The organism is Streptomyces sp. TLI_185, assembly GCF_003814765.1.
In the GTDB taxonomy this organism is placed as follows: Bacteria; Actinomycetota; Actinomycetes; order Streptomycetales; family Streptomycetaceae; genus Streptomyces.
In genome coordinates, this window is the sequence record NZ_RKRB01000001.1 from 1,426,984 (window position 1) to 1,443,688 (window position 16,705).

General features: G+C 72.2%; 15 protein-coding genes. 6 read left to right on the forward strand and 9 right to left on the reverse strand.

From position 1 onward, the window contains the following. Nucleotides 1-2: 2 nt before the first annotated feature. Nucleotides 3-854, reverse strand: coding sequence for an isocitrate lyase/phosphoenolpyruvate mutase family protein (locus EDD92_RS06410; protein WP_123963404.1), 852 nt, complete (start codon nt 852-854; stop codon nt 3-5). An 85-nt stretch (nt 855-939) separates the two neighbouring features. Beyond that, nucleotides 940-2,115: a cytochrome P450 gene (locus EDD92_RS06415; RefSeq protein ID WP_123963405.1), complete on the reverse strand. Its 1,176-nt coding sequence runs from the start codon at nt 2,113-2,115 to the stop codon at nt 940-942. 223 nt (nt 2,116-2,338) lie between these two features. Here EDD92_RS06415 and lanKC point away from each other — a divergent pair, with 223 nt between their 5' ends. The 4 genes from lanKC to EDD92_RS50945 all read left to right on the forward strand — a co-directional run bounded on the left by lanKC (nt 2,339) and on the right by EDD92_RS50945 (nt 9,560). Continuing rightward, on the forward strand, nt 2,339-4,951 hold the full coding sequence (gene lanKC / locus EDD92_RS06420; protein WP_123970297.1) for a class III lanthionine synthetase LanKC: 2,613 nt from the start codon (nt 2,339-2,341) through the stop codon (nt 4,949-4,951). Between the two features lie 6 nt (nt 4,952-4,957). Beyond that, complete coding sequence (locus EDD92_RS06425) at nt 4,958-5,077, forward strand: SapB/AmfS family lanthipeptide (RefSeq protein ID WP_099926849.1); 120 nt, start codon at nt 4,958-4,960, stop codon at nt 5,075-5,077. A gap of 84 nt (nt 5,078-5,161) precedes the next feature. Next, nucleotides 5,162-6,892, forward strand: coding sequence for an ABC transporter ATP-binding protein (locus EDD92_RS06430; protein WP_123963406.1), 1,731 nt, complete (start codon nt 5,162-5,164; stop codon nt 6,890-6,892). A 166-nt stretch (nt 6,893-7,058) separates the two neighbouring features. Beyond that, nucleotides 7,059-9,560 carry an ABC transporter ATP-binding protein gene (locus tag EDD92_RS50945; protein ID WP_260326362.1) on the forward strand — a complete coding sequence of 834 codons (2,502 nt, stop codon included), beginning with the start codon at nt 7,059-7,061 and terminating at the stop codon, nt 9,558-9,560. Nucleotides 9,561-9,581: 21 nt separating this feature from the next. Here the strand turns inward: EDD92_RS50945 and EDD92_RS06445 are convergent, their stop codons facing one another. Further along, entirely contained in the window at nt 9,582-10,196 is a 615-nt protein-coding gene (locus EDD92_RS06445) for a response regulator transcription factor (protein ID WP_123963407.1), read from the reverse strand. Nucleotides 10,197-10,401: 205 nt separating this feature from the next. Here EDD92_RS06445 and EDD92_RS06450 point away from each other — a divergent pair, with 205 nt between their 5' ends. Together EDD92_RS06450 and EDD92_RS06455 are read left to right on the forward strand one after the other, a co-directional pair. After that, nucleotides 10,402-11,460 (forward strand): nitrous oxide reductase family maturation protein NosD, encoded by a 1,059-nt coding sequence (locus EDD92_RS06450; RefSeq protein WP_123963408.1) that lies wholly within the window; start codon nt 10,402-10,404, stop codon nt 11,458-11,460. Nucleotides 11,461-11,508: 48 nt separating this feature from the next. Further along, nucleotides 11,509-12,537: a methyltransferase gene (locus EDD92_RS06455; RefSeq protein ID WP_123963409.1), complete on the forward strand. Its 1,029-nt coding sequence runs from the start codon at nt 11,509-11,511 to the stop codon at nt 12,535-12,537. A 73-nt stretch (nt 12,538-12,610) separates the two neighbouring features. Here the strand turns inward: EDD92_RS06455 and EDD92_RS06460 are convergent, their stop codons facing one another. The 6 genes from EDD92_RS06460 to EDD92_RS06485 are packed head-to-tail and all read right to left on the reverse strand — an operon-like array spanning nt 12,611 to nt 16,655. Next, nucleotides 12,611-12,943, reverse strand: a complete 333-nt coding sequence (locus tag EDD92_RS06460; RefSeq protein WP_123963410.1) for a TcmI family type II polyketide cyclase — start codon at nt 12,941-12,943, stop codon at nt 12,611-12,613. A 22-nt stretch (nt 12,944-12,965) separates the two neighbouring features. Further along, the gene (locus EDD92_RS06465) at nt 12,966-13,445 is read right to left on the reverse strand and encodes an SRPBCC family protein (RefSeq protein ID WP_123963411.1); all 480 of its coding nucleotides are present in this window, start codon (nt 13,443-13,445) and stop codon (nt 12,966-12,968) included. 1 nt (nt 13,446) lies between these two features. Continuing rightward, the gene (locus tag EDD92_RS06470; protein ID WP_030931337.1) at nt 13,447-13,701 is read right to left on the reverse strand and encodes an acyl carrier protein; all 255 of its coding nucleotides are present in this window, start codon (nt 13,699-13,701) and stop codon (nt 13,447-13,449) included. Between the two features lie 28 nt (nt 13,702-13,729). After that, nucleotides 13,730-14,983, reverse strand: a complete 1,254-nt coding sequence (locus tag EDD92_RS06475; protein WP_123963412.1) for a ketosynthase chain-length factor — start codon at nt 14,981-14,983, stop codon at nt 13,730-13,732. Then, nucleotides 14,980-16,248 (reverse strand): beta-ketoacyl synthase, encoded by a 1,269-nt coding sequence (locus EDD92_RS06480; protein WP_123963413.1) that lies wholly within the window; start codon nt 16,246-16,248, stop codon nt 14,980-14,982. The genes EDD92_RS06475 and EDD92_RS06480 overlap by 4 nt, the downstream gene beginning before the upstream one ends. Continuing rightward, nucleotides 16,245-16,655, reverse strand: a complete 411-nt coding sequence (locus EDD92_RS06485) for a cupin domain-containing protein (RefSeq protein WP_260326364.1) — start codon at nt 16,653-16,655, stop codon at nt 16,245-16,247. The genes EDD92_RS06480 and EDD92_RS06485 overlap by 4 nt, the downstream gene beginning before the upstream one ends. Between the last annotated feature and the right edge of the window lie 50 nt (nt 16,656-16,705).

Genomic DNA, 16,705 nt, shown 5'->3' on the forward strand with positions numbered 1-16,705 from the left:
CGTCAAGGACGCGCCTGGAAAAGGTCGTTGAGGTCCGACTGCGGGATCTGGTCGTCGGCGTAGGAGAAGGTGCCCCGGTCGGCCAGTTCCCGCGCGGCGCTCAGCAGGTGGCGGTACATCGCGCGGGCGATGCTGCCGCCGACCGTGACCCGTCGTACGCCGAGTTCGCGCAGGTCGTCCAGTGACAGCGTGCCGCCCGTCAGGCCCATCACCACGTTGAGCGGGCCGTCGAGTTCGCGTACCAGTGTGCCGATGGTCTCGGCATCGGCGGCACCCGGCACGAACGCACAGTCCGCCCCGGCCGCCAGGTATGCGTTGGCCCGCCGGACGCACTCGTCGAGCGTGCCCCCGACGAGCAGCACGTCGGTCCTGCCGACCAGGACGAAGGGCTCGCCGCCCGCGTCCACGGCGGCGCGCGCGGCACGGATGCGGTCGGCCGCGAGGGCCGGGTCGTAGAGCGGCGCCTTGCGGTCGCCGGTGAAGTCCTCGATGTTGCCGCCCGCCGCGCCGGCCGCGAGCGCCATGGAGATCGTGGTCGCCACGGTCTCGGGCGCCTTGCCGTATCCGTCCTCGAGGTCGGCGCTCAGCGGCACCCTCACTTCGCCGGCGATCTCGCGGATGCGGCGCAGCATCGTCTCGCGGTCGATGCGGCCCGCCGGCTGATCGGCGAAGAAGTCGTGGTCCGGGCGTCCCAGGGAGAAAGCGACTCCCGCGCTGGTGGTCGCCACCGCGGGGAATCCGGCCGCCTCCAGGATCCGGGCGCTGCCCACGTCCCACGCATTGGGGAGCAGGAAGCAGCCCTGCTTGTGCAACTGGACGAATTGTTCCGCTCGTTCTCGGCTGTCGCTGTTCACATGGAGAACCTACGAGCCGTGGGCCCGAGCCCGGAACCCTCGTCCCGGGCGTGTCACTTCCGGACCACGACGTTGCGTCGGCCGCTCAGCGGAGGCTGTCCCATTGCACATGCAGGGCGGCCGGCTTGCGGAAGACCAGGCCGTGCGGGGCAGCGGGGCGGTCCGGGTCGAGGCGCAGGGCGGGGAGGCGTTCGAGCAGGCGTTGGAGGGCGATGCGGGTCTCCAGGCGGGCCAGGTGGGCGGCGATGCAGTGGTGCGGGCCGTGGGCGAAGGCCAGTTGGAGGCGCGCGTTCTCGCGGCGGACGTCGAAACGGTCGGGGTCGGGGAAGACGGCGGGGTCGCGGTTGGCGCCGGCCAGGGAGACGGTGACCAGATCGCCCCGGCGGACGCCGGCCGGGCCCAGTGCCGTGTCACATACCGCGTACCGGTCCACGACGGCCGCGCCGGGTTCCAGGCGCAGCGACTCCTCGATCGCACCGTCCAGCAGTTCGAAGTCGCCGAGTACGAGGGCGAGTTGGTCGGGATGGCGCAGCAGATGCAGCAGCGCATTGGTGATCATCGCCTCGGTGGTCTCGATGCCCCCGAACATCAGGACCGCGGCATTGGACGCCACCTCGGGCAGCGCCAGCCGCTCGGCGGCGGAGACCAGCAGCGAGGAACTGCCCCGGTCGGCAACGGTGTTCTCCACGGCGGCCCGTAGCTCCGCGTACGCGGCGGCTCCGGCGGGTCCCGCCTCGTGGCCGGCGGTGATGTCCGAGACCGACCGCACGATGGAGTCGTACCAGGAAAGCACCGTGTCCGTGCCGGCACCGGACAGCCCGAGCGCCTCGGTCACGACGGCGACCGCGAGCGGTCCGGCGAAGCCGCGTCTCAGTTCGGCGGCGCCGGCCGACTCGAGTGCGGTGATGAGCCGGCCGGTCTCCTGCTCGATGAACGAGGCGAAACCGTCCCGCACCTGCCGCGGGCGGAAGGGGGCGTTGAACGGCTCGCGGTGGCGGGTGTGCTGCTCTCCGTCCAGTGACAGCATGCTCGGCCCGACGACCTGCGCGGTGGAGAAGCGGGGATCGTCGACGGTGAAGGTCGCGGCGTCGCGCATCACCTGCAGCGCGAGGTCGCGGCGGGTCACCAGCCAGCCGCCCAGCTCGGGCAGCCAGGACACGGGCTCCTGTGCCCGCAGCTGCGCCAGTCGTGGATGCGGATCCCGGGCGAGTTCGTCGAGCGTGGTGGCGGCACCGAGCGGGAAGGAGTCGGTGACGCTCATCGTGCGGGACCGTTGCGCATGGCGGGAAACACACGCCTCTCCGGAAGTTCGAATACGGCTGTGGTCGTGATTATCCCCGCCCCCGGGTGTGCGTTCGTCACAGGGGCCCCGGGTGATTCCCACGCCCGTCAGGTGACAGACGCACGATGTCCTCGTCTGCGCCTTCTGCCATCGTGGGAGGTGAGAGGCACCAGGGAGGCGGACTGAACCCTTGGAGACTCCCGTGGACAAGCGGTACGAGGTCTACTCCCTCACCGACCCCCATTTCTACGACGCACCGCATCACGGCCGGACGCGTGGCAGCTTCCGGCAGACCGGCCTTCCGCTGCCCGATTCGTGGGCGCGAGAGGAGCTCGGCGACTGGGTGGTGTGCCGTCCCACCGGCACCGTCTTTCCCCGGCAGGGCTGGAAGATTCATGTCTCGGCCTGTCCGGACAACGCGCAGTCGATCCTGGACGAGGTGTGGGACTACTGCGTCCCGCGCCGCATCGCCTTCAAGTTCCTGCCCGGCATGGACGCCCTGTTCCTCGCCAATGCGAAGTACGCACACCGCGGCTCCAGCGGCAAGTTCGTGACCGTCTACCCCGTGGACGAGTCCGAGTGCGAGCGCATCCTCACCGAGCTGGGCGGCCTGCTCGACGGCCGGGACGGCCCGTACATTCTCAGCGACCTGCGCTGGGGGGACGGTCCGCTCTACGTCAGGTACGGGGCCTTCGCCGACCGGTACTGCGTGTCGGACGACGGCGAGCTGGAGCAGGCGGTGGAGGACCCCTCCGGCCGTCTGGTGCCCGACGTGCGCGGCCCCACCTTCCAGGTGCCCGAGTGGGTGCAGCTGCCCGGCTTCCTCGAACCGCACCTCGCCGAGAGCAGGCGCACCACCGTCGCCGATCTGCCCTACCGGATCGAGAAGGCGTTGCACTTCTCCAACGCCGGCGGACTGTACGCCGGAGTGGACACCCGGACGCAGGAGCGCGTCGTCCTCAAGGAGGGGCGCCCGTACGCGGGGCTCACCCCGGACGGCGCGGACGCCGTCACCCGGCTCCGGCGCGAGCGGGAGGCCCTGGAACGGCTGGCCGGACTGCCCTTCGTGCCCGCGGTCCGCGACCACTTCGAGCTGGGCGGCCACCACTTCCTCGTCGAGGAGCTCGTCGAGGCCACGGCTCTGTACAACGAGTTCGTCAAGCGCTATCCGCTCGCCGCACTGGCCCCTGACTCCGCCTCTTTCGCCGACTACACCGACTGGGCTCTCGACATCCACCGGCAGGTGGAGGAGGCCGTCGCGGCGGTCCACGAGCGGGGCATCGTGATCGGGGACGTGCACACGGACAACATCCTGGTCCGCCCGGACGGCAGGGTGGTGCTGGTCGACTTCGAGGGCGCCGCCGACGTGACGCAGGCGCGGCGCCAGGTCCTCGCGGCACCGGGCTTCATCGCCCCGCGCGGCGCCACCGGCTTCGACATCGACCGCTACGCGCTGGCCAGTCTGCGGCTGTTCCTGTTCCTGCCGCTGACCGGCCTGATCGAACTGGACGTCGGCAAGGCGGGGCAGCTCGCCAGGGAGGCCGCCCGGCTGTTCCCGGTCCCCCGCGCCTTCCTCGACGAGGCCGTACGGACCATCACCGGCGACGGCGGCATCGATGCCGGGGCGGGCGACGCGCCCCGGCTGGACCCCGACCCGGCGGGCTGGTTGCGCGCCCGGGACTCGATCGCCTCCGCCGTCCTCGCCGCCGCCGCGCCGGAGCGCGACGACCGGCTCTTCCCGGGCGACATCGAGCAGTTCCTGCTCCCGGGAGGCGGCCTCGGCCTGGCCCACGGCGCGGCAGGCGTGCTGTACGCGCTGGACGTGACGGGCGCGGGACGTCATCCCGACCACGAGGACTGGCTGATCCGGCACGCACTCGACCCGGCACCGGGCACCCGCCTCGGCTTCTACGACGGCCTGCACGGCGTCGCCCACGTCCTTGAGCACCTCGGACACCACGAGGAGGCCGCCAAGGTCCTCGACATGTGCCTGGGCGAACGGTGGGAGCCGCTGCCCCTCGACCTCAAGGGCGGCCTGTCCGGCATCGGCCTCAACCTGCTGCACTTCGCGATCACCACCGGCGACGCCACCTGCCGTGACACCGCCTGCCGGGTGGCGGAGGTCGTCGCCGACCGCCTGGGCCCGGCCGACGCCGTACCGGAGACCAGCGGCGGCGCCCACCCCCGGGCGGGGCTGATGTTCGGGTCGTCCGGACCCGCGCTGCTGTTCCTGCGCCTGTACGAGCGCAGCAAGGACCCGGCCCTGCTCGACCTGGCCGCCACGGCGCTGCGCCAGGACCTGCGCCGCTGCGTGGTGCGCGAGGAGGGGTCGATGGAGGTGAACGAGGGCTGGCGCACCATGCCGTATCTCGCCGACGGCAGCGTGGGCATCGGCATGGTGCTCGAGGACTACCTGGCCCACCGCGCCGACGAGGAGTTCCTGGATGCCGCCGCGGCGATCCGCAAGGCGGCGAGGGCGTCCTTCTACATCGAGCCCGGCCTCTTCGACGGTCTCGCCGGGATGATCCTCCACCTCAGCCGCCCGCACCCGCCCGGCACGGCCGCAGCGCGGGACCCGCTGATCGCCGACCATGTACGCCGCCTGGCCCGTCACGCCTGTCTCATGGACGGTCAACTGGCCTTCCCCGGCGAGCAGTTGCTGCGGCTTTCCATGGACCTGGCCACCGGCGGCGCGGGTGTCCTGCTCGCCCTGGGTGCCGCCTTCCACTCCCGGCCGGCCGGACTGCCGTTCCTTACGCCTGACCTGCCCGCTCATGACTTCCCCGTCCCCACGCGAGTACGAGAGAGGAGGTGAGGACACATGTCGCTCCTCGAACTGCAAGGTCTCACCATCGAGACCGAAACCGGGCACGCTCCGCCGCCGGGCAGCCGCGCGAGCAAGGGCTGCGGAGGCAGCCGCCTGAGCCTGCTGCTCTGCTAGTTCTCACCCCAACGGCGGGGACACCTCCGGTGTCCCCGCCCCTTTCCGCTGAAACCATCCGACGACGGCAGACGGGAGCGGCCCGTGGACCGACGTGCGGCGGACCGACTGCTGCTGACGGCGGTCCGGCGGGGCGGCACCTGGGGCGGCTTCCTGGCCGCCACCTCCCTGGTGCTCGCCGGGGTCTACGTCGTCCTGCCCGCCGTCATGGGCCGCACGGTCGACGCCGTGCTGGGACGCGGTGACGCCACCCTGTGGCTGACCCTGTCCGCCGTCGCCGTCACGCTCCTCGTGGTGTGCGACGCGGCGGACGACTACGCGGGCGCCGTCGCCAACTCCCGCTCCACGGCATGGCTGCGGCACACCCTGCTCGGGCACCTCCTCGACATGGGCAGCCGTGCCACCCGCCGCCACACTCCCGGCGATCTGGTGACACGCCTGGTGAGCAACACCGCCAGGACCGGCAGCGCCCCCTCGGGCCTGGTGTGGGCGGTGACCGAAGTACTTCCCCCGGTCGGGGCGGTGGTGGCCCTGGCCCTCATCGACCCCTGGCTGTGCCTGACGTTCCTCGCCGGACTGCCGCTGGTCGTCCTGGTGGTGCGCGCCTTCGTCCGTGACGTCGCCGACGTCAACGACCGCTACTTCGCCACGCAGGGCCGCATCGCCGCCCGGCTCGTCGACGCCCTCACCGGCATCCGCTCCATCGCGGCCGCGGGGACCACGGCCCGGGAGGCCGAGCGGATCCTGCAGCCGCTGCCGGAGCTGCACCGCCACGGCATGGGGATGTGGCGGGCGTACGCCCGGGTCTCGGCGCGGGACGCGGCGGTCGTCCCCCTGCTGGAGGTCGCCGTGCTGGCGGTGGCCGGTCTGGAACTCGCCCGGGGCCGCATCACACCGGGTCAGACGCTCGCCGCGAGCGAGTACGTGCTGCTGGCCACGGGCGTGAGTTCGCTGGTCGCCTCCGCGCACCGGCTCGCCTTCGCGCGCGCCACCGCGGGGCGGGTCGCCGAGGTGCTGGCCGAACCCGCGGTGGCGTACGGCGATACGCCACTGCCGGACGGGGGTGGCGGCCGGCTGGAGTTCCGCCGGGTCACCGTCCGCACGCCGGAGGGCGGCACGGTGCTGGACGGAGTCGACCTGGCCCCGCCCCCCGGCATGCTGACGGCCGTCGTGGGGCGTTCGGGATCCGGCAAGTCGCTGCTCGCCGCGCTGGCCGGGCGGCTGACCGACCCGGACGAGGGCGAGGTCCTGCTCGACGGCGTGCCACTGCGCGACGTGGACCGCGCGGCGCTGCGGCGGGCCGTGGCGTACGGCTTCGACCGGCCGGTGCTGCTGGGCGAGACGTACGCCGACGCGATCGCCTTCGGGACACGCGCCCCTGCGCACGCGGAGGTGCTGGCGGGTGCGACCGCCGCGCGCGCCGACACGTTCCTCCAGACCCTGCCCGAGGGGTACGGCACCCGGCCGGCCACCGCACCGCTGTCCGGCGGGGAGACCCAACGGGTGGGCCTTGCACGCGCGTTCGTCCAGGCCGGCCCGGCCGGCCGTCTCCTGGTGCTCGACGACGTGACGGCCGGCCTCGACACCGTCACCGAGCACCACATCGGCAAGGTGCTCACCGGATCCGGGCGGCTCGCCCGCCGTACCCGGCTCGTGGTGACCCACCGGGCGTCGACCGCGGCCCGCGCGGACCACGTCGTCTGGCTCGACACGGGCCGTGTCCGCGCCCAGGGCACACACCGCGCGCTCTGGGCGGACCCGGCGTACCGGGCCGTCTTCCGCCCGGAGCCACCACCCGGCAGGGGCACACCATGAACCCGGCGGCCCACAGCCTGCTTCGCTCCACCCTCCGCGCTGGGCGCCGGAAGTTCACACGACTCACCGGCTGGTCACCGGCCCAGGCGATGCCTGCGCTGCTGAGCGGCTGGCTGGCCGCCCGCGCCGTCCTCCGTCCGGAGCCGCCACCCGGCGGGGGGACGCGATGAACCGGGCGGCGCACGGCCTGCTTCGCTCCACTCTCCGCGCCCGGCGCCGGGAGTTCGCACGGCTCACCGGCTGGTCGCTGGTCCAGGCGGTGCCTGCGCTGCTGAGCGGCTGGCTGGTCGCCCGCGCCGTCGACGACGGCTTCCTCGCCGGCCGCAGTACCGAGGGTCTCGGCTGGCTGGGGCTGCTGGCCTGCACCGTCCTGCTCGGAGCCTGGGGCACCCGGCAGGCCACACTCCAACTCGCCGACGTCGTCGAACCGTTCCGCGACGACCTGGTCACCCTCGTCACCACGGGCACGCTGCAGCGCTCCGCCCGCCTCGCCGGGCCGGCCGACACGGCGGGCGTGGCACGGCTGACCGAACAGGTCGAGATCGCCCGTGAGTCCTACGGGGCGATCGTGATGTTCGTGCAGACCTTCTCGGTCACCGCGGTGAGCGTGCTGTTCGGGCTGGTCGTGCTCGATCCCGCCCTCCTGCTGTTCGTGCTGCCGCCCCTCGCGGCCGGGCTCGCCCTCTTCCTGCTGGCCCTGCGCGCGATGGCCGCACGACAACGGGCCGTCGTGCTCGCCGACGAGGCCATCGCCGAGCAGGTGGGCGCGGTGGCCGACGGGCTGCGGGACGTCACGGCCTGCGGCGCCGAGGACGTCGTACGCGCTCGGGTCGGCGCCCGCATCGACGCGGCAGCCGGCGCGGCCCGCGCCCTGGCCCGGCTCACCGCCGTACGGACCGCCGCACTGGGCGTCGGCGGCTGGCTCCCGATCGTGCTGATCCTCGCCGGAACCCCCTGGCTGGTCCACGGCGGCATGACGACCGGCGCCATCCTGGGCGCCCTGACCTACGTCTCCCAGTCCCTGCAGCCGGCCCTACGGGGCTTCGTCCAGGGTCTCGGCGGCAGCGGCCTGTGGCTCCTGGTCACCCTCACCCGAATCCTGGAAGCCTCCGCCCCGACGCCAACAGGCCCCTCACCCCGACCTGCCGACACCGGGCCGTACAACCCCCCGCCCGCCCTCGGCACCGCGGGAAGCCACAGGGCCACCGACCGCTCCCCAGGAACGGTGACGGGCGGGCAGCAGGGGTCGCAATCCCTGGAGCCGGGCAGCAAGCCTGCCAAGGCCCCACCCGCTGACCCCGCGGGCAGACGCAGGGCTGCCGGCCTCTTCCTCAGGACAGTGAGAGGCAGGTCCGGCGGGTCACAATCCCTGGAGAAGAGCGCGGAGCCGGACAACGCCCCACCCACCGCCCCCGCTCCGGAAAAACACAAGGCCGCCGGCCTCTTCCCCAAAACGGTGACAGGCAGGCCCAGGAGACCACCGTCCCTGGAGCAAGGCGCCCAGCCCACCGCCCCGGCGGGAAAGCGCAGGGCTGCCGCCCTGTTCCCCAGGGCGATTTCGGGCGGGTCGAGCCGGCCACAATCCCATGAGAGGCGCACCGAGCCGGGCGAGGCCTGGTCTGCTGCTGCCGCAGCGGCAAGACGCAGGGCCGCCGGTCTCATTCCCAGGACGGTGACGGATGGGCCCTCAGGGCCGCACCCCCAAGAGAGGGGCAGCAAGCCGGACGACGCCCCGTCTGCCGCCTCCGGTCCGGGAGCATTCCGGCCCGTCGGGCCGCGGCCCCAAGCCGCGGGTCCGCCCGGAGGCGTGCTGCCGCCGGACGGCAGCCCCGAACCGGACGATCGTCCCGCCACGGGCTCGGGGGCACCCGCCCCCTCCCCCGTCGCACCGCAGCCCCGCGACGGGAGTGTGGAGTTGTGCGGGGTCACCTTTGGCTATGCCCGTTCCGCCGAGCCGGTCGTCCGGGATCTCGACCTCGTTCTCGCGCCGGGCACGCACCTGGCGGTGGTGGGTCCCAGCGGGGCAGGCAAGTCGACGCTTGCCGCGCTCGTCGCGGGGGTGCTGGAACCGCGGGCCGGACGTATCCGGCTGGGGGGTGTACCGGTGCGGGAGCTGGATCGGGGCCGGTTGTCCCGGGCCCGTGTGCTGATCCCGCAGGAGGCCTACGTGTTCACCGGCACCCTGCGCGAGAACCTCGCCTACCTTCAGCCCGCGGCCACCGAGCCCGAGCTGGACGCGGCGGTCCGCGCCATCGGTGCGCAGGCCCTCGTCCGACGCCTCGGCGGCTATGCCGCGACCGTGGATCCGGCCGTGCTCTCGGCGGGTGAGCGGCAGCTGATCGCCCTGGTCCGGGCCCTGCTGCCGCCGGCCCGGCTGGTCCTGCTGGACGAGGCGACCTGCCACCTCGACCCGGCGGCGGAGGCGGTCGCGGAACGGGCCTTCGCCTGCCGCCCGGCCACCCTGATCGTCTGCGCCCACCGGATCAGTTCCGCGCTGCGCGCCGACCTCGTCCTCGTCATGGACGGCTCGCGCTGCCGCCTCGGCACGCACGACCGGCTGATGGCCGACTGCGCCCTCTACCGCGACCTGATCGGCCACTGGGACGGGCCGACGGATGCGGCGCGACCGGCCGCGGGCGGCGAACTCGCCCACCCCAAAGGGATGTGAGCCTGCCGGCCGCGGCCCCGGCTAGAGCCATCCCGACTGCCGGGCGATCCGGATCGCGTCGATGCGGTTGCGTGCACCGGTCTTCCTGGAGACAGCGTTCAGATGGTTGCGGACCGTTCCGACCGACAGGGACAGCCGGTCGGCGATCTCCCGCGTCGGTGTGCCGTCCGCAGCCAGCCGCAGCACCTCGCGCTCCCTGGGGGTCAGCGGGCTCGTGGTCGAGGAAAGCGCCCGCAGTGCCAGCTCCGGGTCGATGAACCGCTCGCCCGCTGCCAGCTTGCGCACGCCCTCCGTCAGGAAGTTGCTGGGGCTGTTCCTGCCGATGAGTCCCGCGACGGGCTGGGCCAGCGCCTGGCGCAGATACTCGGGCGTCGACGTGCCGGCCACCAGCAGGATCCGGCACTCCGGCAGCCGCTCGCTCAGCTCCTGCGAGGTGCCGAGCGCCCCGTCCTCGACGGCATCGCCGTCACAGTCGATGACGACGACGTCGGGCCGGTACGACAGCGCCCGTGTGAGGGCCTGCCCGCACCCCGGTGCCGCTGCGACCACCTCGATGTCCTCCTCACGTGTCAGCAGGGCAGCCAGTGCCCCGCGCACCAGATCGGTCTCCTCGACGAGAAGAACACGGATCAACATCGCTCCCGCCCGGCCCGCAGCGGCCTGCTCCCGCGACACGCCCCGGACACTCCGACGACGCCGTACGAAGTATCTCCGGTTATCGCCCTATTTGACGGATGCCGCCCCGCCCCGAGCAAGCGACAGAGGCAGCGCACACGCAGGACACGCCGCCGAATGGCCCATCCGGCAGGTAAACGGTCTATCAGGTCATAGCGTTCGCGGTATGGAGAAATACCGCATTGCGTACATGATGTGCACCGCCGTGGTGGTCGGGACCGGGCTGGGTGCCGCTCCGCCGGCCGCCCGTCATGCGTTCCATGTGGTCATGCCGGGCCAGTCGATCCAGAAGGCGGTGGACGCCTCCCAGCCCGGGGACACCGTTCTCGTGGCCCCCGGCACGTTCCACGAGAGCATCAAGGTGACCACGCCCGGGCTGACCCTGCGCGGCATGGGGCGCAGCACAGTGATCGAACCGAGCGTGAAGAAGGCCGCGAACAGCTGCGCCGAGGGCGGCAACGGCATCTGCGTCGTGGGCACGAAGGACCGTAACCTCGAGGGCGTCACCGTTGCCTCGCTGACCGTCACCGGCTTCGCCAGGACCGGGGTGTTCGCCATGGCGACCGACCGGCTGGTCGTGCAGAACGTGACCGCGGCGGGCAACGGCGTGTGGGGCATCGCCCTGGAACGCTCGGTCCGCTCGCTGATCCAGGACAACAGCGCCGTGAACAACGGTGACGCGGGTGTCTTCCTCGCCAACACCATCAAGGAGGAGGCGGGCGCCACGGACACCGGGGGCACGCTGATCGACCACAACCGGCTGGAGGGCAACCGGGTCGGCCTGACCGTCCGGCGGCTGCGGAACCTCACCGTCGCGCGCAACCGCCTCACCGCCAACTGCGCGGCCGTGTTCGTCGTCGGTGACGAGAACAAGCCGAAGGCAGGCGCCCTGACCGTGCGCGACAACCTCGTCGTCCGCAACAACAAGTCGTGCCCGAAGACAGCACGGCTGGACGCCCTGCAGGGCTCCGGCATCGTCCTGACCGGCGCCGAGGACACCCTGGTGACCCGGAACATCGTCAGGGACAACGTCGGCAACTCGCCGCTGTCGGGCGGCATCGTCCTGTTCAAGAGCTTTGTGGCCGTCACCAGCGACCGCAACCGGATCAGCGACAACGTGGTCGAGGGCAACTCCCCTGCGGACCTCGTCAACACCGACCACGGCACGGGCAACACCTTCGAACGCAACTCCTGCCGGTCCTCCCAGCCCGCAGGACTGTGCTGACCCACAGGTCACGGCCCGTCCGCGGGCCCAGTAGGAAGGAAGCGGCACATGACGACCGCACAGACAGCCCCACCGCCGTCCATGCGGCTGAGGGAGCTCGCGTTCGCGGCGGCATGTGCCGCCGCCCTCCGGGCGGCCGCCCGGCTGGGAGTCCCCGACGCCCTGGGTGACGACCCCATGACCGCGGAGGACCTGGCCGCCGCGGTGAAGGCCGAGGCCCGGCCGCTACGACGGCTGCTGCGCACCCTGTCCTGCTACGGCGTCTTCGCCGAGCTGCCGGACGGGACCTTCGCCCACACCGACGTCTCCCGGCTGCTGCGCGAGGACGACCCGAACAGCCTGCGCGCCATCTCGCTGTGGTGCACCGAGCCATGGACCTGGGACGCCTGGCCGAGGCTCGACGAGGCGGTGCGCACCGGGCGCAATGTCGTCGAGGACCTGTACGGCAAGGAGTTCTTCCCCTACCTGAACGAGGACGCCCCGGAATCGGCCGACGTCTTCAACCGGGCCATGACGACGTCCAGTGTGCAGTCGGCGCGGGACGTCGCCGACTTCCTCGACCTGTCGGGGAGTTCCTCGGTCGCCGACCTCGGCGGCGGCCAGGGGCATGTGCTGGTGAGCCTGCTGGACAAGTACCCCTCGCTGCACGGCAGTCTGCTCGACCTTCCGCGAGTGGTGGAGAACGCGCTGCCGAGGCTGCGGCCGGGCGGCGACCTCGCGGACCGCGCGTGCGTCGTGCCCGGCGACGTCCGGGTCTCCGTCCCCGTCGCGGCGGACGTCTACGTCATCAAGAACATCCTGGAGTGGGACGACGACAGCACCGCGCGTACGCTGCGCAACGTCCGTGCGGCGGGGGGCCCGAAGGCCCGGGTCGTGGTCATCGAGAACCTCGTCGACGACTCGCCCTCGATGCGGTTCAGCACCGCCATGGACCTGCTGCTGCTCCTCAACGTCGGCGGGGCGAAGCACACCACCGAGAGCATGGTCGGCCGACTGACCGACGCGGGGCTGGTCATCGACGACATCCGTCCGGTCAACCCCTATCTGCACGCGTTCGACTGCCACGTCCCGGCCTGATCGGACCCCCGAGGACCACCGGTCGCCGGGCCCGCGACGCTGCGGGTCCGGCGAGCGGTGAGGCGCGGCAGGGTCAGCGGGCCGGGTCGCGCTCCCAGAGATAGAAGCGCTGCGCCATGGCGTCCTTCGGGGAACGCCAGGTCTCGGGGTCGTACGCGCTGACGTACGCGGACAGCCGCTCGCTGACGTCCCGGAACTCGGGGTGCCGGGTGACCTCGGCGATGGCCGGGCCGGGTTCCCGCTCGGACTCGATGAGGTGCATGTACACGTCGCCGAACTGGAAGAGGCTGCGCCGGACCACCCCGACGAGGTGCGGCAGTTCTCCCCGGTCGGACTCCGCGAACACCTTGGCGATGTCGGGCGCCGACCCCGGGGCCATGCGGGCGACGATCAGTGCTTGGTGCATGGGGGCTTGTTCTCCGTCCGGCTCAGTCGGTCAGACCCGGGGTGGCGCCGCGCTCGGCGGCAACCTTCTCGATGCGGTCCCGGATCAGCCCCATCTGGACCTTGGAGTTCCGATTGATGTTGTCGGTCATCCAGGCGTCGTCGACCGGCGCTTCCGGCTTCATCGCGAAGTCCTGCGTCCACACCATGCGGGTGCCGCCCGGCACTTCCTCGTACTGCCAGTGGATGTTCATGTGGGCGAAGGGCCCCGTCTCCACCCGGCGGGCCCTGACGGTGAGCGCGTCGCGGTCCGGCTCGCGTTCGGAGACCCAGCTCCACACCGTGCCGTTCTCGTCGGGGTGCATGGTCAGCCGGAAGGTGGTCTTCTGCCCCTCCCGGGCCAGGACTTCGACGGAGGCGTACTCGGTGAACAGCCGCGGCCAGTTCTCCAGGTCGTTGGTCATCTCCCAGACCAGGTCCAGCGGCGCCGCGATGGTGATCTCGTTCTGCGTGTGTCCGGTCATCTCACGCTCCTGTCATGAGGGCACTGTTGACGAGGTCGAGGAACTGCCGGGGGGTCTTGGAGCGTTCGGCGTCGGGCGGCATCGCTGTGCCGTAGCGGTTCTCCAGTTCGCCCACGATGCCCAGCAGGCCGAGCGAGTCGACGCCCAGGGTGTCGAAGCCGGGGTTGTGCAGCCCGAGTTCCTCGGGACTGACGGTGACACCGGCGGACTTCTTCATGAGTTCGGCCAGCTCTTCGACGGTTATTCGGTCGGACATGCGCTTCTCCTCTACTGCTTGCGGCGCCTCAGGACGAGGCGCCGGTGGCGCCGTGCCGCAGCACCAGCGCCGAGTTCGACCCCATGAGGCCCCGGCTGAGGACCAGCGCCGTGCGCGCCTCGGCGACGCGGGCCCGGCCGGTCACGAGGTCGAGTTCGTGGCAGATGTCGTAGACGTTGGGGGTGGGCGGGATCAGGCCGTGCTCCATGGCGAGCACCGCCGCCGCGGCGTCGAGCACCGCCGCCGCGCCGTAGCCGCGGCCGATGCCGGTCTTCGGTGCGGTGACGGGCACACGGGTGCCGTGCGCACCGAGCGCGTCGGCGATCGCGAGGGCCTCGGCGCGATCGGCCTCCGGCACGCCGAGGGCGTCGGCGAAGACGACGTCGATCTCCTCGGGGGCGCAGCCGGCTTCGGCCAGGGCGCCCCGGACGGCGTGAGCGAGGCCCTCCCGGGACTGTTCCCAGCGGGAGGCGCCGGTGAAGGTGGCCGCGTGTCCGGCGAGGACCGCCTGCACGCGCGCACCCCGTGCCAGGGCCGTCCCCTCGTCCTCCACGACGAACATGGCACCGCCCTCGGCGGGTACGAATCCGCAGGCCGCGGAGGTGAACGGGCGGTAGGCGCGGGTCGGGTCGGCCTCCGTGCTGAGCTCCGCGTAACCGAGTTGGCAGACGACGGAGTAGGGAGCGAGCGGCGCCTCGGTCGAGCCGGTCACGATCACGTCGGTACCGCGCCGCACGGCCCGCGCCGCGTGCGCAAGGGCATCCAGGCCGCCGGCCTCGTCGCTGGCGACGACCGAGCAGGGGCCCTTGAAGCCGCGGCGGATGGATATCTGGCCGGTGCTGGCGGCGTAGAACCAGGCGATGGACTGGTAGGGGCCGACGAACCGGCTGCCCTTTCCCCACAGTTGCTGCAGTTCCCGCTGTCCGAACTCGCCGCCGCCGGACCCGGCCGCGGTGACCACACCCACGGAGAACGGGGAGCCGTCGGTTGCGGGCCGGCCGAGCCGGGCGTCGTCCAGCGCGAGGTCGGCCGCGACCATCGCGAAGTGCGTGAACCGGTCGGTCTGGACGAGGAAGCGCTCCTCGACGGCGGTGGACGGGTCGAAGGCGCGGACCTCGCCCGCCACCCGCAGCGGCAGATGGGTGCAGCCCTCGCGGGTGACCCGGTCGAGGACGCTGATGCCCTCCTTGACCGACTTCCAGAAGGTTTCCGTGCTGGATCCGTTGGGTGCGACCACGCCGATTCCGGTGATGGCCGCCCGCCGTGGATGCGGTTCGCTCATCGTGTCTTCTCCCTCGGCCGGGTCAGGACCACCGCGGACTGGAAGCCGCCGAACCCGCTGCCCACCGAGAGCACACTGTCCAGTTTCCGCTCGCGTGCGACGCGCGGGACGTAGTCCAGGTCGCACTCGGGATCCGGGGTCTCGTAGTTGGCGGTCGGCGGGACGACCTGGTGCGCCAACGCCAGTACACAGGCGACGAGTTCGATGGCGCCGATCGCGCCGAGGGAGTGGCCCACCATGGACTTGATGGAGCTCATCGGGGTGTCGTAGGCGTGCGGGCCCAGGGCCCGCTTCACCGCGGCGGTCTCGTGGCGGTCGTTCTGCTGGGTGCCCGATCCGTGCGCGTTGACGTAGTCGATCGCAGTCCCGTCCAGCCGGGCGTGGTCGAGGGCGGCCTCGATGGCCTTGGCCATCTCGACGCCCTCACGGGTGAGTCCGGTCATGTGGTAGGCGTTGCCGAAGGTGGCGTAGCCGGCGAGTTCGCAGTACACGTGCGCGCCGCGGGCCCGGGCGTGCTCCAACTCCTCCAGGACGAGCACCGCGCCGCCTTCGCCCATGACGAACCCGTCGCGGTCGGCGTCGAAGGGGCGCGAGGCGTGCGCGGGGTCGTCGTTGTTCGCCGACGTGGCCTTGATCGCGTCGAAGCAGGCCATGGTGATCGGGGAGATCGGCGAGTCCGAGGCGCCGGCGATGCACACGTCGGCGCGACCCTCCTCGACGGTGTGGAAGGCGTATCCGACGGCGTCCAGCCCCGAGGTGCAGCCAGTGGAGACGGTCTGCACCGGGCCGCGCGCCCCGAACCGCTCCGCCACCGTGGAGGCGAGGGTGCTGGGTGCGAACGCACGGTGCAGATGCGGGCCGGCCTCCTCGGGGTCCACGTCCCAGCGCTGCCCGTGATGGCTGACCAGCACATAGTCGTGCTCCAGCCGTGTGGTGCCGCCGACCGCGGTGCCCAGCGAGACCCCGACCCGCCAGGGGTTCTCCCGCTCGGGCTCGAGGCCGGCGTCGCGTATCGCCTCGGCCGCGGAGGCCAGGGCGAACTGTATGTAGCGGTCGCACCGTGCGGTCTGCTCCGCGTCCAGCCCGTGAGCCGCCGGGTCGAAGTCGCACTCGGCCGCGATGCGGGAACGCAGGCCGGCCGGGTCGAAGAAGGTGATGCCCCGCGTCGCCGTTCGCCCGGCGGCCAGGAGATCCCAGAACGCCGGTACGCCGATGCCGCCGGGTGCGACGACGCCTATGCCGGTGACCGCCACCCGGCGTGTCATGACCGGACCTCTTCGACGGCGTCGCTCTCCTCGGTGTCGACGTGGCCGAGCGGCGGGCTCGGGGCGAGCGGGCCGAGGTGGAAGACGATGCGGGCCTCGACGTTGCCGACGTTGCGGAAGCGGTGCCGCATGTGCATGGGGATCATCAGCCCCTGTTCGGGCCGCAGCGGCTGGGGGACGCCGTCGAGGTCCACCTCCAGGTCCCCGCACACGACGTACACGAACTCCTCGGAGTACGGGTGGTAGTGCTCTCCGATGCGCTCGCCGGGCTGCACGATGGCGACGCCCATGAATCCGCTGGTGGAGCCGACCGTGGCGGGGGTGAGCATGGCACGCAGGTCGCCGCCGCGCCGACGGTTGGGCTCGACCTCGCTGAGATCCACGATTCTGGGACGGGATGTGATCACGGCGTTCCTCCGATCAGGTCCTGCATCGACGTGGGGGCTGTGGCCCGCCA

What these genes read in the sequence shown, in the direction of transcription:
- EDD92_RS06415 (WP_123963405.1), bottom strand. Translation starts at nt 2,115, where the DNA reads ATGAGCGTCACCGACTCCTTCCCGCTCGGTGCCGCCACCACGCTCGAC.
- EDD92_RS06425 (WP_099926849.1), top strand. Translation starts at nt 4,958, where the DNA reads ATGTCGCTCCTCGAACTGCAAGGTCTCACCATCGAGACCGAAACCGGG.
- EDD92_RS50945 (WP_260326362.1), top strand. Translation starts at nt 7,059, where the DNA reads ATGAACCGGGCGGCGCACGGCCTGCTTCGCTCCACTCTCCGCGCCCGG.
- EDD92_RS06445 (WP_123963407.1), bottom strand. Translation starts at nt 10,196, where the DNA reads ATGTTGATCCGTGTTCTTCTCGTCGAGGAGACCGATCTGGTGCGCGGG.
- EDD92_RS06450 (WP_123963408.1), top strand. Translation starts at nt 10,402, where the DNA reads ATGGAGAAATACCGCATTGCGTACATGATGTGCACCGCCGTGGTGGTC.
- EDD92_RS06455 (WP_123963409.1), top strand. Translation starts at nt 11,509, where the DNA reads ATGACGACCGCACAGACAGCCCCACCGCCGTCCATGCGGCTGAGGGAG.
- EDD92_RS06460 (WP_123963410.1), bottom strand. Translation starts at nt 12,943, where the DNA reads ATGCACCAAGCACTGATCGTCGCCCGCATGGCCCCGGGGTCGGCGCCC.
- EDD92_RS06465 (WP_123963411.1), bottom strand. Translation starts at nt 13,445, where the DNA reads ATGACCGGACACACGCAGAACGAGATCACCATCGCGGCGCCGCTGGAC.
- EDD92_RS06470 (WP_030931337.1), bottom strand. Translation starts at nt 13,701, where the DNA reads ATGTCCGACCGAATAACCGTCGAAGAGCTGGCCGAACTCATGAAGAAG.
- EDD92_RS06475 (WP_123963412.1), bottom strand. Translation starts at nt 14,983, where the DNA reads ATGAGCGAACCGCATCCACGGCGGGCGGCCATCACCGGAATCGGCGTG.
- EDD92_RS06480 (WP_123963413.1), bottom strand. Translation starts at nt 16,248, where the DNA reads ATGACACGCCGGGTGGCGGTCACCGGCATAGGCGTCGTCGCACCCGGC.